Annotated in this window: 13 protein-coding genes; 3 read left to right on the forward strand and 10 right to left on the reverse strand. The window is 63.1% G+C overall.

The genetic code is table 11. From position 1 onward, the window contains the following. Positions 1-239: 239 nt before the first annotated feature. The 6 genes from BCL93_RS06295 to BCL93_RS06320 form a co-directional block, all read right to left on the reverse strand. The gene (locus BCL93_RS06295; protein ID WP_258396016.1) at positions 240-1,292 is read right to left on the reverse strand and encodes a LacI family DNA-binding transcriptional regulator; all 1,053 of its coding nucleotides are present in this window, start codon (positions 1,290-1,292) and stop codon (positions 240-242) included. Positions 1,293-1,417: 125 nt separating this feature from the next. Beyond that, on the reverse strand, positions 1,418-2,524 hold the full coding sequence (locus tag BCL93_RS06300) for an ABC transporter ATP-binding protein (RefSeq protein ID WP_112054239.1): 1,107 nt from the start codon (positions 2,522-2,524) through the stop codon (positions 1,418-1,420). Positions 2,525-2,571: 47 nt separating this feature from the next. Next, positions 2,572-4,209: an alpha-glucosidase family protein gene (locus BCL93_RS06305; RefSeq protein ID WP_112054390.1), complete on the reverse strand. Its 1,638-nt coding sequence runs from the start codon at positions 4,207-4,209 to the stop codon at positions 2,572-2,574. A 26-nt stretch (positions 4,210-4,235) separates the two neighbouring features. After that, the gene (locus tag BCL93_RS06310) at positions 4,236-5,078 is read right to left on the reverse strand and encodes a carbohydrate ABC transporter permease (RefSeq protein WP_112054240.1); all 843 of its coding nucleotides are present in this window, start codon (positions 5,076-5,078) and stop codon (positions 4,236-4,238) included. Continuing rightward, positions 5,075-6,052: a carbohydrate ABC transporter permease gene (locus BCL93_RS06315; protein WP_112054241.1), complete on the reverse strand. Its 978-nt coding sequence runs from the start codon at positions 6,050-6,052 to the stop codon at positions 5,075-5,077. Before BCL93_RS06315 ends, BCL93_RS06310 begins: the two co-directional genes overlap by 4 nt. A gap of 12 nt (positions 6,053-6,064) precedes the next feature. Beyond that, positions 6,065-7,360 carry an ABC transporter substrate-binding protein gene (locus BCL93_RS06320; RefSeq protein WP_112054391.1) on the reverse strand — a complete coding sequence of 432 codons (1,296 nt, stop codon included), beginning with the start codon at positions 7,358-7,360 and terminating at the stop codon, positions 6,065-6,067. Between the two features lie 372 nt (positions 7,361-7,732). Here BCL93_RS06320 and BCL93_RS06325 point away from each other — a divergent pair, with 372 nt between their 5' ends. Continuing rightward, positions 7,733-8,302: a LysE family translocator gene (locus BCL93_RS06325; protein ID WP_220086244.1), complete on the forward strand. Its 570-nt coding sequence runs from the start codon at positions 7,733-7,735 to the stop codon at positions 8,300-8,302. 11 nt (positions 8,303-8,313) lie between these two features. Here BCL93_RS06325 and BCL93_RS06330 read toward each other — a convergent pair whose 3' ends face one another. The 3 genes from BCL93_RS06330 to BCL93_RS06340 form a co-directional block, all read right to left on the reverse strand. After that, positions 8,314-9,138: a helix-turn-helix transcriptional regulator gene (locus tag BCL93_RS06330; RefSeq protein ID WP_112054243.1), complete on the reverse strand. Its 825-nt coding sequence runs from the start codon at positions 9,136-9,138 to the stop codon at positions 8,314-8,316. 155 nt (positions 9,139-9,293) lie between these two features. Further along, positions 9,294-10,220, reverse strand: a complete 927-nt coding sequence (locus BCL93_RS06335) for a lysine exporter LysO family protein (protein ID WP_112054244.1) — start codon at positions 10,218-10,220, stop codon at positions 9,294-9,296. A gap of 176 nt (positions 10,221-10,396) precedes the next feature. Then, a complete protein-coding gene (locus BCL93_RS06340; RefSeq protein WP_112054245.1) occupies positions 10,397-11,077 on the reverse strand; it encodes a hypothetical protein in 681 nt (226 codons plus the stop codon). Between the two features lie 244 nt (positions 11,078-11,321). Here BCL93_RS06340 and BCL93_RS06345 point away from each other — a divergent pair, with 244 nt between their 5' ends. After that, positions 11,322-11,879 carry a DJ-1/PfpI family protein gene (locus tag BCL93_RS06345; RefSeq protein ID WP_112054246.1) on the forward strand — a complete coding sequence of 186 codons (558 nt, stop codon included), beginning with the start codon at positions 11,322-11,324 and terminating at the stop codon, positions 11,877-11,879. Between the two features lie 185 nt (positions 11,880-12,064). Then, entirely contained in the window at positions 12,065-12,649 is a 585-nt protein-coding gene (locus tag BCL93_RS06350; protein WP_112054247.1) for a TetR/AcrR family transcriptional regulator, read from the forward strand. A 100-nt stretch (positions 12,650-12,749) separates the two neighbouring features. On the opposite strand, the gene BCL93_RS06355 is transcribed toward BCL93_RS06350, so the two are convergent. Continuing rightward, positions 12,750-13,721: a 2-hydroxyacid dehydrogenase gene (locus tag BCL93_RS06355; protein ID WP_112054248.1), complete on the reverse strand. Its 972-nt coding sequence runs from the start codon at positions 13,719-13,721 to the stop codon at positions 12,750-12,752. Between the last annotated feature and the right edge of the window lie 255 nt (positions 13,722-13,976).

Raw genomic sequence — 13,976 nt, forward strand, 5'->3', positions numbered from 1 at the left:
AAGAACGTGCAACCCTGGCAGTCTCGCAAGAGGTGACGCGGTGGCTTGAGGGAGCCGAGAAGTGCGAAGCGTCTTGTGTCCAGAACTAATCAAGAACCATCCAAGAACCTCCAAGAACTAGCCAATAACCTAGCCAATAACCTAGCCAATAACCTAGCCAAGGCCCTAGTCATGGCACTGAGAGGGCAGCGCTCTCTAAGGCCGGGCTCTCCAGCGTCTCGTTATTAAGGTCAGCATTTTTACGGGCAGGTGTCGCCGAGAATCAGCTCGGTGTGCAGCATGCAGTCTTCCCGAGGCGCCAGCCCCAGGATCATACGTGCGGCGATGCGGCCCTTCTCATGGCTGTCCTGGCGGATGGTGGTCAGCCGCGGATCCCGGTTCTGTCCCTCGGCGATGCCGTCAAAGCCGGTCAGGCGCAGGTCTTCGGGAATGCGCAGGCCCCGCCGCTCGGCGAGGGTGAGCACGGTCAGGGCGATGCGGTCGGACATGCATAGCAAGAGGTCGGGACGTTCGTCGTCGGGGAGGTCGAGAATCTCACCGATCACTGGGGCGCAGACATCAAAGGTGTTCTCCTCGATGTTCCACATCGGCACCGTGGCCGGGTCAAAGCCCTGCCCCTCAAGGGCGCGATGAAAGCCGGCCAGCCGCGAACGGGTGATGGTTTGGCCGGCGGCCAGCAAGGTGTGCTCGGCGGTGACCCTGCCGTTGCAGGGCGATTCTGTCAGGCGCAGGTTGATGATCCCGGGGCGCTTGGGGCGCGCGGTCAGAGCATGGCTGGCAACGGCATAGCTGGCGGGTTCGTTGTCGACATGCACGCTGGGACGCGACTGGATATTGAAGTCGACCGCCACCATAGGACGCTGGGCCGGTATGTCGTTCAGCACCTTGAGGCTTGGCATCAGGCCATAGACGATAAAGCCATCGGCGATGTTGGCCGAGCCGGGGGCCTGGGAGACATGCTGTCGGCCCGAAAGCAGCAGCAGCGTATGACCGTGGACGTCGAGCACCTCGGCGATGCCGGCCAGCAACTCGCTTGCCACGGCGTCATTGAGGCTGTAGGTCAGGGTTTCGGCGAGCACCACGGCGATGATCCGCGAGCGACCGGTACGCAGGCTGCGCGCCTTGGCATCGGGGCCTGAGTAGCCGAGTCGCTGTGCCTCGCTGAGAATGCGTTCGCGCAGCTTGGGCGACAACTGGTCGGGGCGGTTGAAGGCGTTGGAGACGCTGGCCGTTGATACGCCAAGCTCCCGAGCCAGGTCTTTCAGGGTGATGCGGGGTGGGGCAGCACTCACAGGCGGTTCCATGACGATAGGATCTCGGCTCGATGATACCGCTCGTGACAGGCTGGTGACAGACCGGTGAAAGGAGTGCCCGCCACCGTCAGCCGGTGGCGGGAGCGCTATGGGATGTCGGGGTCTCAGGCGGCCGCAGCGGCCTTGGCGAGCCCCAGGGCCCGGTCGCTTGAATCGAACAGGTGCACGTGTTCGAGCTGTGGTACTAGGGCGACCTGCTGGCCAACCTGCCACTGGCTGGGGGCTTCGCTGCGATGAATCAGCAGCGCCTCGCCGGCCTTGGGCTCGAGATAGACATAGACCTCATTGCCCAGGTACTCGACGTTGACGATCTCGAAGCGGTTGTCGCCCTGGGCCTCGGCGAGGCTCAGATGCTCGGGACGCACGCCAAGGGACAGGGCAGCCCCCTTGGCCTGAGCGCTTGCGTCCTGGGGCAGGGCCAGCTCACCCAGTCCCTCGGCGCGTACTCGGCAGCCCTCGTCGCCGCCCGAGACCAGCTCGGCGGGCAGGAAGTTCATGGTTGGCGAGCCGATGAAGCCGGCAACGAACTTGGTGGCGGGTTGCTGATAGAGCGTCTGGGGGCTGCCGACCTGTTCGATGCGACCGTCCCTCAGCACCACGATCTTGTCGGCCAGCGTCATGGCTTCGACCTGATCGTGGGTGACGTAGATCATGGTCGAACCCAGCCGATGGTGCAGCCGGGCGATCTCGTTGCGCATCTGCACGCGCAGCGAGGCATCCAGGTTGGAGAGCGGCTCATCGAACAGCAGGATGCGCGGCTCGCGGGCCATGGCACGGCCCATGGCCACGCGCTGACGCTGGCCGCCGGAGAGTTCCTTGGGCTTGCGCTGCAGTAGCTCCTCGAGCTGCAGGATGCGGGCCGTTTCCATCACCCGTTGCTCGATGCTCTGCTTGTCGGTCTTGGCGAGCTTGAGACCGAACGCCATATTCTCGTATACCGTCATATGCGGATAGAGCGCATAGGACTGGAAGACCATGCCCACGCCGCGCTCCCGGGGCGGCAGGTCATTGACCAGGTCGTTGGCGAAGTGCATGTCGCCGTCGGTGATCGACTCGAGCCCGGCGATCAGGCGCAAAAGGGTCGACTTGCCACAGCCCGAGGGGCCGACGAAGACCACGAACTCACCATCGCCGACCTCAAGATCAAGGTCCTTGATGATGTGGGTGCTGCCGAAGATCTTGTTGATCTGTGTGAGGTTCACGCTTGCCATCTTGCGACTCCCTGCCGGCGCCTCAGGCGCCAGCATATGAAAAGGGGTTAATCGAGCGAGATAAAGGCGGCCTGATAGGCCGGCAATGTCAGCTGCGATGCCTCAAGGCCCGCCTGGAAGCCGGGGCCGTCGAGCAGCCGGGCGTGCTCGCCGAGAGAGGCCGGCAGGGTGGTCTCCTGGGGCTTCCCGGTCAGGTTGAAGACGCATAGCAGTCGTTCGCCGCCTGCCCGTTCGTCCGCCTCGCGGATGAAGCCGAGCAGATCCTCGCCGACCTCGACCAGCGACAGCTCGCCGTCGATCAGCGCCGGATGATCGCGCCGGAAGGCCAAGATCGCGCGGGTAGCGTTGAGCACCGAGTCGGCGTCATCCTGCTGACGGGCTACCGAGAGCAGCAGGTGGCGAGTCTCTACCGGCAGCCAGGGCTCGACCGGGGAGAAGCCGCCTTGGAGGTCATCGCTCCAGGGCATCGGCGTGCGGCAGCCGTCGCGACCCTTGAATTCCGGCCACAGCACCTTGCCATAGGGGTCCTGGATACGCTCGAAGGGCACGTCGGCCTCCGGCAGTCCCAGTTCCTCGCCTTGGTAAAGGCAGACGCTGCCGCGTAGCGACATCACCATGGAAAGCGCCACCTTGGGGTAGGCGATGGGGTCCTCGTCGGCGCCCCAGCGGGTCGCACTGCGCATCACGTCATGATTGGACAGCGCCCAGCACGGCCAGGCATCGCCGGCCAGGCGCTGGAAGCGTTCGATCACCTCGCGGATATAGCCGGCCGAATGCGGGGCATTGAGCAGATCGAAGCCATAGGCCATGTGCAGCTTGTCGCCGCCGGCGGTGTATTCGGCCATGCGCTCAAGCGGGTTGTCGTCGCCGATCTCGCCCACCGTGGTAGTACCGGGGAACTCGTCCATCAGGGCGCGCAGGTCCTTGAGGAAATCAAGATTCTCCGGGCGGCTCAGGTCATAGACGTGGCGCTGCCAGGTGTAGGGGTTGGTGGCCGGCGCCCCCAGGGTCTTGGCCTCGCCCGCCGGTACCGGCGGATTGTCGCGAAGCTCGAGGTCATGGAAGTAGAAGTTGACGGTGTCGAGACGGAAACCGTCGACACCGAGCTTGAGCCAGAAGCGCATGTTGTCGAGCTGGGCCTGGCGCGCCGCCGGGTTGTGGAAGTTCACGTCCGGCTGGCTTTCCAGGAAGTTGTGCAGGTAGTACTGCTGGCGGCGCGAATCGAAGGTCCAGGCCGAGCCGCCGAAGATCGACAGCCAGTTGTTGGGCGGCGTGCCGTCGGGCTTGGGGTCCGCCCACACGAACCAGTCGGCCTTGTCATTGGTGCGGTCCTGGCGGCTCTCCTGGAACCAGGGGTGCTGATCGGAGGTGTGGCTGATCACCTGGTCGATCATCACCTTGAGACCCAGCGCATGGGCACGCTCGAGCAGCGTCTTGAAGTCCTCGAGGGTGCCGAACATCGGGTCGACGTCGCGGTAGTCGCTGATGTCGTAGCCGAAATCGAGCATCGGCGAGGTGAAGAAGGGCGACAGCCAGATACCATCGACGTTCAGCGAGGCCACATAGTCGAGCTTGTCGGTGATGCCCGGCAGGTCGCCGATACCATCGCCGTTGCTGTCCATGAAGCTGCGCGGGTAGATCTGATAGATGACGCCGCCGCGCCACCAGAACGTTGATTCTTGCATCTTGGATTCCATCGATGACATGAGCGTTATCCTTTGACGGCGCCGGCGGTGAGGCCGGAGACGATGCGGCGCTGGAAGATCATCACCAGGATGACCAGCGGCACGGTGACGGTGACCGACGCGGCCATGATCGGCCCCCAGGGCAGCTCATGCTGGCTACCGCCAGAGATCAGCGCGATGGCGACCGGCACGGTGCGCTGGCTGTCGGTCAGGGTGAAGGTCAGGGCGAACAGGAACTCGTTCCAGGCGGCGATGAAGGCCAGCAGGCCGGTGGTCGCCATGGCCGGCCACATCAGCGGCAGGAACACCTTGGTGAGGGTCACCCAGGGGGTGGCGCCGTCCATGATGGCGGCCTCCTCGAGCTCCATCGGCAGCTGACGCATGAAGGTGGTCAGCACCCAGACGGTGAACGGAAGAGTGAAGATGGTGTAACTCAGGATCAGGCCGCCGGGGCTGTTGTACAGGTTCAGGGTGCGAATGACCTCGAACAGGCCCGAGAGCACCGCGACCTGCGGGAACATCGACACGCCGAGGACCACCAGCATCACCGTGGTGCGGCCGCGAAAGCGCACCCGCCCCAGGGCATAGGAGGCGGTCACACCCAGCAGCAGGGCAATGAACACCACGCTGATGGCGACCAGAATCGAGTTGCCGATGGCCTGAATGAAGCTGTCCTGGGAGAAGATCTCTGCGTAGTTGCCAAAGTCCACCGAGGACAGCCAGTAATCGACCTGGAACAGCTCGCTCGAGGGTTTCAGCGAAGTGATCACGGCGTAATAGAAGGGGAAAATGGCGTAGACCATGATCACGGCGATCAGGGCCCACTTGCCGACCTGCTTGGCGAGCTTGATCTGCTGATAACGGTTCATTCGTCGACTCCCAACTGGCGGCGGCCCAGATACAGATAGAGGATGGTCACCAGCGCGATGATCAGGAACAGCAGGGTCGAGGCGGCGCTGCCGTAGCCCACGTCCTGGAACTCGACCAGTTGCTGACGGGCGTAGATCGACATGGTCATGGTGTTGGTGGAGTTCGAGGTCAGCACATAGATGACGTCGAACACGCGCAGGGCGTCGAGCAGGCGGAAGATCACGGCGACCAGCAGGGCCGGGGTGATCAGCGGCAGGGTGACCCGGAAGAACACCTTGACCGGGTGGATGCCGTCGACCTCGGCGGCTTCATAGCAATCCTTGGGCAGCATCTGCAGCGCGGCCAGCACCAGCAGCGCGACGAAGGGAATGGTCTTCCAGACGTCGACCATGATCACCGCCCACATCGACAGGGTTGCATCGGCGGTCCAGGCCAGGGGCGCATCGATCAGGCCCATGGCCATCAGCAGGTGGTTGATGATCCCGAACTGGTCATTGAGCATCCAGGCCCACATCTTGGCCGAGACGATGGTGGGGATGGCCCAGGGAATCAGCACCGCGGCACGCACCAGCATGCGGCCCTTGAATTCGGCGTTGAGCAGCAGGGCGACGATGATGCCGAACACCACTTCGAGGGACACCGATACCACCGAGAAGAACAGGGTGTTCCACACCGACTGCCACCATACCGGGTCGGTGAGGATGCCGTACCAGTGGCCATCATCGAAGACCAGGTAGTTCTCGATGCCGATCCAGGCGGCACCGGCGGTATCCGACAGCGAGGCGTCGGTGAAGCTGAAGTAGAAGGTCCGCGCCAGCGGCCAGCCGGCGACAAGCGCCAGGGTGATCAGCATCGGAATCAGGAACATCCAGGCGGCGCGAACCCGCTGGCGGCGGACCTTGGTGCCTCGATAGCCCGCCTTGGTAGAGCGCGCCCCCACCCGGGAGGCGCTTTCGGTTGCAGGAGTGGACATGACGACCTCCGGTTACCAGCGACGACGCTTGATGCGCGACAGCTCGCTATCCAGCTGGGAGACCGCCTCGGCGCCGGTCTGGTTACCAGACAGCACGCTGTGTGCGGCATTGAAGAAGCTGTTGCTGACGCGGCCGTAGTTGTCCCCGGTGGGGGCAGAGGGGCGGGCGACGGCATTGGTGAATGTGTCGTAGAGCGTGCCGAAGAAGGGCACGGCCGCCAGTACTTCCTCGTCGTCATAGAGGCTGGCGATGGTCGGGTTGTAGGCGCCCTGGATGGCGCGGCGCTTCTGCTCGGCCTCGCCTGTCAGGAAGGCCACCAGCTCGGCCGCAACCTCGGGGGACTCGGTGTACTTGGAGACCGCCAGGTTCCAGCCTCCCAGAGTCGCGGCGCTCTGGTTTTCGCCGCCCGGCCCCGCGGCGTTTTGGCCATCGGCCCCGCGGGGCAGCTTGACCACGCCGACCTGATCGCGCACGTCGCTGTCCTCGCTCTGTGCAAGCGACCAGGCATAGGGCCAGTTGCGCATGAAGACCGCATTGCCGGACTGGAAGACCCCGCGGGCCTCTTCCTCGGTGTAGTTGAGGGCGCCTTCCGGTGAGATGTCACCGATCCAGCTTGCCGCCAGGTCCAACGCTTCGGCGGCCTTGGCATTGTCGATGGTGATTTCGCCGTCGGCATCGACGATGGTGCCGCCGCCGTTGCTCGCCACCCATTCCAGGGCATTACAGGTCAGGCCCTCATAGGCGCGGCCCTGAAAGACGTAGCCCCACATGCGCTCGTTGCCGGCGGCCCGCTCGGCGTCCTGGATTTCCTCGGCGATCGCGGTCATCTCTTCCCAGGTCTCGGGCGCCTCATGGCCGTATTTTTCGAGCAGATCCTTGCGGTAGTAGAGCACGCCGGCGTCGGTGAACCAGGGCATGGCCACCAGGCGGTCGTCGATGGTGTTGTTGGCGACGATGGTGTCGAAGTGGCCGGCGGCGGCGTCCTCGCCGAGGACTTTTTTCAGGTCGAGCAGGTGGTTGGCGAGTAGGCCTGGCCAGACTACGTCGATCTGCATCACATCGATGTCGCTGGACTGGGCAGACAGAATCTGCTGATAGAGCGAGAGACGTTCGGTAGAAGAGTTGGGCGTCGAGACGATGTTGACGGTGTGGCCGGTTTTGTCTTCCCAGGCCTTCACGCCTTCCTCGCACAGGGCCAGTTCGGCGCCGACGGCACCGCAGGAAATGGTCAGCTCAGCGGCCTGAGCCTGGGTGGTGGCGGTGCCAGCGATGCTGGCCAGTGCGATGGCGGGAATCAGTTTCTTGATCATCAGGCATTCCTTGTCGTGTTGTTGTTGTCTGAATGGGCGAATCCTGGTGGCAAACCAGGGCGACTGGCGGTGATTAAATGCAAACTTAATCGTTTAAGTTGGATGATAAGGAAACACTAGCCCCGGCGTTGGTTGCCATCAACCTAGACTTTGGGTGTACCCCCGGCGGTCGGGCTTCTGGGTGGATATGACGCTGCTTTGGTCATGCAGGTGCTTGCCAGGGAATACCCAGAAAAGATACGGCAGAAGGTTGATGGATGCGGCTGGCTGAAATTTCCTTCAATACGAAGCACTGGTGGTTAGCCAACATGGGGCCATCGTGTCTCGTGGAGTCGTCCCATGTCCTTGTCGGTATCTTTATTAGTGTCCATGTCTGCCTTCGCTGTGGCGGCGTCCGTTTCTCCTGGTCCGGTGAATCTGCTGGTGCTATCAACGGCCATTCACGTAGGTTGGCGCGGTGCTATGCCGCTGGTAATGGGGGCCAGCGCTGGTTTCACCCTGCTGCTGTGGTTGATTGGGATCGGCATGGTGGAACTGTGGCAGCAATGGCCGTTGCTTCGCCATCTGGTGCGCCTGGGCGGGGTGGCCTTTCTGATCTGGCTGGCCTGGAGGCTAGCGCGTAGCGATGGTGAGCTCGACATGGATCGGGTAGCCGAGCCGGCGGGGGCGTGCACTGGCGCTTTTATGCAATGGATAAACCCCAAGGCCTGGTTGGCATCCGTTGCGGGAATGGGGGCCTTCGCGGCAGATGGCGATCCGGCGCTGGTGACAGTATTCGCCGTGCTGTGGGGCAGCCTGTGCGCGTTATCGATCAGTCTGTGGGCGCTGGCGGGGGGGCAGTTGAACGGTTGGGTATCGTCGCCCCACCGAATGCAGTGTATCAATCGTGGGTTAGCGGGACTGCTGGTGCTAAGCGCAGGTCTTGTGTTGCTGGGTTGAGGGGGCAGCGGCTAGCGGCGTCCCAGATAGTGCCCCGGTGTTGTCGCCAGCAGACGCTTGAAGGTGCGTTGCAGGTGAGCCTGATCAGCGAATCCACAGGCCTGGGCGACGTCTGCGATGGAAGTACCCAAGCGCAGTTGTTGGCGCGCATGGCGCACCCTCAGGTCGATCAGAGCGGCGTGGGGTGTCAGGCCGTGATGCCGGCGAAAGGCGGCGATCAGACTGGTGGCGCTGCACTCGGCGGCCTGGCATAGCTCTTTGAGTGTCAGGTCTCGGTGCCAATCGGTTGCCAGTAGGTCCAGTGCACGAGCCAAATGTACCGGCGGGATAGGCGAATGGCGCTGGGGATGGAGTACTTCCTGTATGCGCTCTGCCATGAGTTCGGCGCGGCTTTCTCGTTCCATGCGGGGAGTATCATGATCGGCGAGAGCAAAACCCAGCGCGATGATGGCCTGGTGGAGGCGAGGGTCACGGCTGACCCGCGCGGCGAACATCGGCACGTCCGCCTGGTCATCAGCGTGCAGTGAAGGACAGCGTGCGGCCAGCCATTGGCTATCCAGATACAGCATGTGATAGCCCCAGGACGTGTCTTGAACAGCATTGCAAGCGTGGCGGTCCTCTGGGTTGATGACCACCACATCGCCAGCACTGACCTTCTGACCCTGGCCACGGCTCCAGTAGTGCGAGCATCCCGAGGTGATGGCGCCGAAGGAGTGACAATCGTGACTATGGAGAGCATGGCTCAGGGCATTGCCATCAGCCACCAGGCGCGCCTCAATGAAGGGGAGCGCCGGATCACGGAGAAAGCAGGAAGAAACGGGGGCAATGGTGCTCATGGTGACTCACTTCCAGCAATCCCCCACGGCCTGGACGGGGGCATTTTTCAGGCTGATGCGAATAGCCTACGCTACCTTTTGGGAAAATCACCTCGGTAGTATTGTGACATATCCGCTTCGGTTAAACGCCCGTCCTCCCTCGCTCTTGGGAGAATTTACAGTGACAGCAGGAACAGGATCAGCGGCGGTGAAAGCAGCGATAGGATGAAGCCGCTGACCACGGCGATGGGCACGCAGGCCACGCCGCCATGCTGCTGGATGACCGGCAGGGTGAAGTCCATCGAGGTAGCGCCGCCATAGCCGATGGCGAGCGGTGTGGCGCGATGAATGACCAGCGGGATCAGAATGAAAGCCATCAGTTCCCGGGCCAGGTCGTTGAAGAAGGCCACCCCGCCGAGTAGCGGACCCAACTGGTCGCCGATCAGGATGCCCGACAGCGAATACCAGCCGAAGCCGGCGGCCATGGCCAGCCCCTCGTTCCACTCAAGCGACATCAGCGGGGCGGCGATCAGGCCAGCAGCCAGTGAACTGACCGCGACCGTGGCGGCGATCGCCAGGCCGTGGCGGTTGAGCAGGATCTGCCTGAGCGACATGCCGGAGTTGCGCAACTGGCAGCCGATCAGGGCTAACAGCACATAGAGCACCCACTCGGCGAGTGTTTCGGCGCCGCCATGCAGACCGTCGATGGCCAATGCCTTGCCGGCCAAGCCTAGCAGCACCCCCGCGATCACCACTGCGACCAGCAGCAGCGAGCCACCCATGGCCGCCAGCTTGCTGGTCGGTGCCCCCTTGACGACCGTTGCGCCGTTAGCATGCAGGGCGCTGCGTCGTGACAGCCACCACAGCGCAGGCAGATTGCAGGCGGCGGTGATCAGGAACAGCAGCAGGGTCTGGCCCCCCAGCCGTGACAGCTGCCCGCCCAGGTTATCCAGGCCGGCGAGGCCAACGCCCATCAGTAGCAGGATGACGTAGATGGCGCCGTTGACGGCGCGGTTGACCGCCGCCAGCAGGCTTTCATGTTTCAGCGGCACCAGGTAGCCGAGAATCAGGGGCAGCAATACGATAAGCAGGCCGGACAGCATCGGTCCTCCATTAACCAGCGGGTCGCCGATGTGGCGACCAGGAGGCGCTACTGTAACCAGACTCTTATATGAGGAGAAATGATTTTCGCTGATGGGGAATCAGCGAACGTAATGATCGTGAGCGTTGCTTAGCGGGATTGTCTCTCTGTAGCTGGCCAGCCCGAGTTGGCCGCTCCTCAGTTGGCCTTGGCCAGGTCGTTGAAGCGCAGCCTTCTCAAACGCAGGTGGCTCGTGCGTTCGCCGTTCTTGAAATAGTCGGCCGCCAGCAGCAGGCCCGGCACCTCTGGGCTGAAGGTCAGGCGAAGATCGCGATCGGGATGTTCGCCGCGCCACAGGGCAATGGTCACCGCCGGGAAGTTGCCGGCCGGCAGGTCGAGGGTGGTGGTCTCGAGGCGGCGGTAGTGAAAGCTCTTCGTCTCGCCCTTGTAGTTGGTATATCTCAGGGTGCAGGGCGCTACCTGAGGGTGCCAGCAAGAGACCTGGTCGGCCTGTCGCGAGAGCTCGAACAGTGCCGCCTGGCGGTCGGGCCAGGCGGCAAGCTCACTCTGGCCCATATGGTAATCCTCGCCGATGCCGAGCAGCGAATAGCCGCCGGCGTATTCGCTACTGGTTACTCCGTCGTCACCGAGGGTGAAACGGCCACGCTCCCAGCCATTGGCCACGGCAACGGAGGCGCGCATCTCACTGACCCAGGCCCCGCCCTGACGCTTCAGGCTGTGGCTGATGTCGGCATCCGGCCAGCCGTCGATTTCCAGACGGTAGGTGGCCTCGAAGGTGCGCGGCGCGGCCGCATCGTCGGCCGCAAAGGCATTGAAGGAGGCGATGAGCAGTAGAGCGAACCCTGATAGTAGTCTCATCAGGTGTCGTTGGCGCCTCGGTGTGGCGAGGTTCATCTGCATCTCTCCCGAGTCGGGGCTTCAGGGGTGGTAGTCGAGCCGTCATGCTGAAATCATCATGGTTGTGATAGGTGGTGGGGGGAAAGGTTCCGCGGCTATCGTTGTAATGAATTGCGCGCTAACCTGATTCCTCAGCACCGCCGACGGCTGCGCGTGTCTGCGGTTGCTTGATGCCCCGTCACTTATGGATAAGAGGATGCTCTCTATGGCCAAGCTATTGTTGATTGCCGGCGACTTCGTCGAGGACTACGAAATCATGGTGCCCTTTCAGGCCTTGCAGGCCATGGGGCATCAAGTCGACGCCGTCTGCCCGGACAAGCGTGAGGGCGATAGCGTCAAGACCGCTATTCACGACTTCGAGGGCGACCAGACCTACACCGAGAAACCGGGACATAATTTCGCGCTTAACGCCACTTTCGCCGAGATCGACCCCGCCGACTACGACGGTCTGGTCGTGCCGGGCGGTCGGGCGCCGGAATACCTGCGTCTCGACGAGCGAGTGCTTGAAGTCGTGCGCCACTTCTTCGATACCGACAAGCCGGTGGCGTCGATCTGCCACGGTGCCCAACTGCTGGCAGCGGCGGTGTCTCTCGACAAGCGGCGTGTCTCCGCCTACCCGGCCTGCGCTCCCGAGGTTCATCTGGCCGGTGGCGAATTCGCCGATATCGCGGTGACGGATGCCATCACCTGCGGCAAGCTGGTGACCGCGCCGGCCTGGCCCGCGCACCCGGAATGGATCAAGCAGTTCAACGCCCTGCTGTAAGCACGTCACCCTCGGGCCACACTTTATGACCAATCCCGCCCCGCCGGCGCCTGCTGCCGGGGCGGTTCGTATCTCCCGGTTCCCACCTTCCCGGTGCCTTGCGTATCATGATCTTGTACGGTCTATCTGTGCTGTCCGCTTTTGGACAGTTTCCCCTGTTTCATCCTTTCATGACTGCCCGTTCGATGACCTCCAAGCATGCCACTACCCGCGACACCCTGATTCAGGTCGGCGCCGAGCTGATTGCCGAACAGGGCTACCACGCCACCGGCATCAATGCCGTACTCAAGGCATCAGCGGTGCCCAAGGGCTCCTTCTATCACTATTTCTCGAGCAAGGAAGATTTCGGCCTTGCCGTGATCGAGGCCTTTGCCGACACCTATGAGCAACGCCTGGACGAGCTGCTCGACGATGATCGCCCCCCGCTTGAGCGGCTGCAGCGCTTCTTTGCTGCAGGGCGTGCCGACATGGCCGACTGCGACCACAGTCGTGGCTGTCTTATTGGGAATCTGGGCCAGGAACTGTCGGCGCGGAACGCGCTGTTTCGCGAGCGGCTGGACGGCATTCTCAAGGAGTGGGAGCGTCGGCTGGCTGTCTGCCTGGAGAAGGCCCGGAGCGCAGGCGACATTGCGCCAGACACCGATAGCGAGGCCCTGGCGAGCTTCATCCTGGCCGGCTGGCAGGGGGCGCTGCTGCGGGCCAAGACTCTCAAGTCGGTGACGCCCATGCAGCACTTCGAGGATATTCTTTTCGCCCGAGTGCTGCGCTGACCCCTATGTTTCTTGGCGCCCGTTTCTAAGCCCCCGTCAGGCCGATAGTGACCTTCAGCTTATTTTCGTTCAGGTTCTTGGACGGGGTCGCCGCTCTGGCTCAGTAGCCCGCGGCGGGGTCGACGCTTGGCACCTGTTCGCCGGCCTGCCAGGCCTTGAGGGTGTCTATTACCTGCTCAAGGGCTGCATCACGCGGCGTGGGGGCGGCCATGTGCGGGGTAATCAGTACGCGCGGGTGTCGCCACAGCGGGCTATCGGCAGGCAGCGGCTCGTACGCAAAGGCGTCCAGCACCGCGCCCCGTAGCCGTCCGGTGTCGCCGTTTCCGTCATCTTTTCCGGACCTGGTCTCGGCGTCGACGGGCCCCAGCGCTTCAAGCAGGGCGGCCTCGTCGATCAGGCTGCCGCGTCCGGGGTTGATCAGGCTGGCGCCAGGGGGCAGGGCGGCCAGGGTCTCGGCGTTGATGATGTCCCGGGTCGCTGGCGTGTTCGGCAGCAGGGTGACGAGGCTCTTGACCTGGCCAAGCAAGGTCGCGAGGCCTTCCTCGCCGTGATAGCAGCGGATGCCGTCCAGCGCCTTGGGGCGGCGGCTCCAGCCGTGAACCGGAAAGCCATCGGCAGCCAGCGTCTGTGCCACTCGCGCGCCGATAGCGCCAAGCCCCAGTACGCCGATGCCCCATTCGGCCTTGGGGGCCAGTGGCTGTTCCTGCCATTGGATGCGTGCCTGCTGGCGAGCGTAGCGGTCGAAATCGCGCTGGAAGTGCAGCACGGCGTAGCGTACGTAGTCGATCATCGGATCGGCCATGCCGGCATCGCGCAGCTTAACGATCGGTACACCCGCCGGCAGGGCCGGGTTGTTGAGCAGGGCGTCCACGCCAGCGCCGAGGTTGATGATGCCCTTGAGCCCTTTCTGCTCCTCGAACAGCCAGCCGGGTGGCTGCCAGGCAACCAGGTAGTCGGCGTTATGGCGTGCCTCCAGGGTGACATGGCTGGAGATGACCGTGGCCGTTGGCAGAGCCTTGGCGATGGCTGTTTGCCACTGCTCGGCATCGGCGGAGTGGATGAGAATCTGCATGGCAATCGGCTCCTGTGCGGTGGCTCTAATGCGGGGCTTGGGCGGGCTTTTACGATCCGGCAAGAAAAGACAATAAAGCCTTTGACGGAGGGCTCAACGCCGGTGCTAGTATCAGCACTAGGTCAATGACCGATGATTGTCATAATCGAGTGTCAAGCACTTGATAGCAATCACTGTTTGTCAGTAGCAACGACATGTTGGTGGCGATAACACGCCCTATGGTCCCGGCCTTGGTCAGCAAGGCCGGTTTTGGTG

This window comes from Onishia taeanensis, assembly GCF_003268885.1.
Taxonomy (GTDB): Bacteria; Pseudomonadota; Gammaproteobacteria; order Pseudomonadales; family Halomonadaceae; genus Onishia; species Onishia taeanensis_A.

Coding starts and splice junctions, on each gene's coding strand:
- BCL93_RS06350 (WP_112054247.1), top strand. CDS start 12,065: ATGACCTCCAAGCATGCCACTACCCGCGACACCCTGATTCAGGTCGGC.
- BCL93_RS06305 (WP_112054390.1), bottom strand. CDS start 4,209: ATGCAAGAATCAACGTTCTGGTGGCGCGGCGGCGTCATCTATCAGATC.
- BCL93_RS06340 (WP_112054245.1), bottom strand. CDS start 11,077: ATGAGACTACTATCAGGGTTCGCTCTACTGCTCATCGCCTCCTTCAAT.
- BCL93_RS06325 (WP_220086244.1), top strand. CDS start 7,733: ATGTCTGCCTTCGCTGTGGCGGCGTCCGTTTCTCCTGGTCCGGTGAAT.
- BCL93_RS06355 (WP_112054248.1), bottom strand. CDS start 13,721: ATGCAGATTCTCATCCACTCCGCCGATGCCGAGCAGTGGCAAACAGCC.
- BCL93_RS06315 (WP_112054241.1), bottom strand. CDS start 6,052: ATGTCCACTCCTGCAACCGAAAGCGCCTCCCGGGTGGGGGCGCGCTCT.
- BCL93_RS06345 (WP_112054246.1), top strand. CDS start 11,322: ATGGCCAAGCTATTGTTGATTGCCGGCGACTTCGTCGAGGACTACGAA.
- BCL93_RS06335 (WP_112054244.1), bottom strand. CDS start 10,220: ATGCTGTCCGGCCTGCTTATCGTATTGCTGCCCCTGATTCTCGGCTAC.
- BCL93_RS06300 (WP_112054239.1), bottom strand. CDS start 2,524: ATGGCAAGCGTGAACCTCACACAGATCAACAAGATCTTCGGCAGCACC.
- BCL93_RS06310 (WP_112054240.1), bottom strand. CDS start 5,078: ATGAACCGTTATCAGCAGATCAAGCTCGCCAAGCAGGTCGGCAAGTGG.
- BCL93_RS06330 (WP_112054243.1), bottom strand. CDS start 9,138: ATGAGCACCATTGCCCCCGTTTCTTCCTGCTTTCTCCGTGATCCGGCG.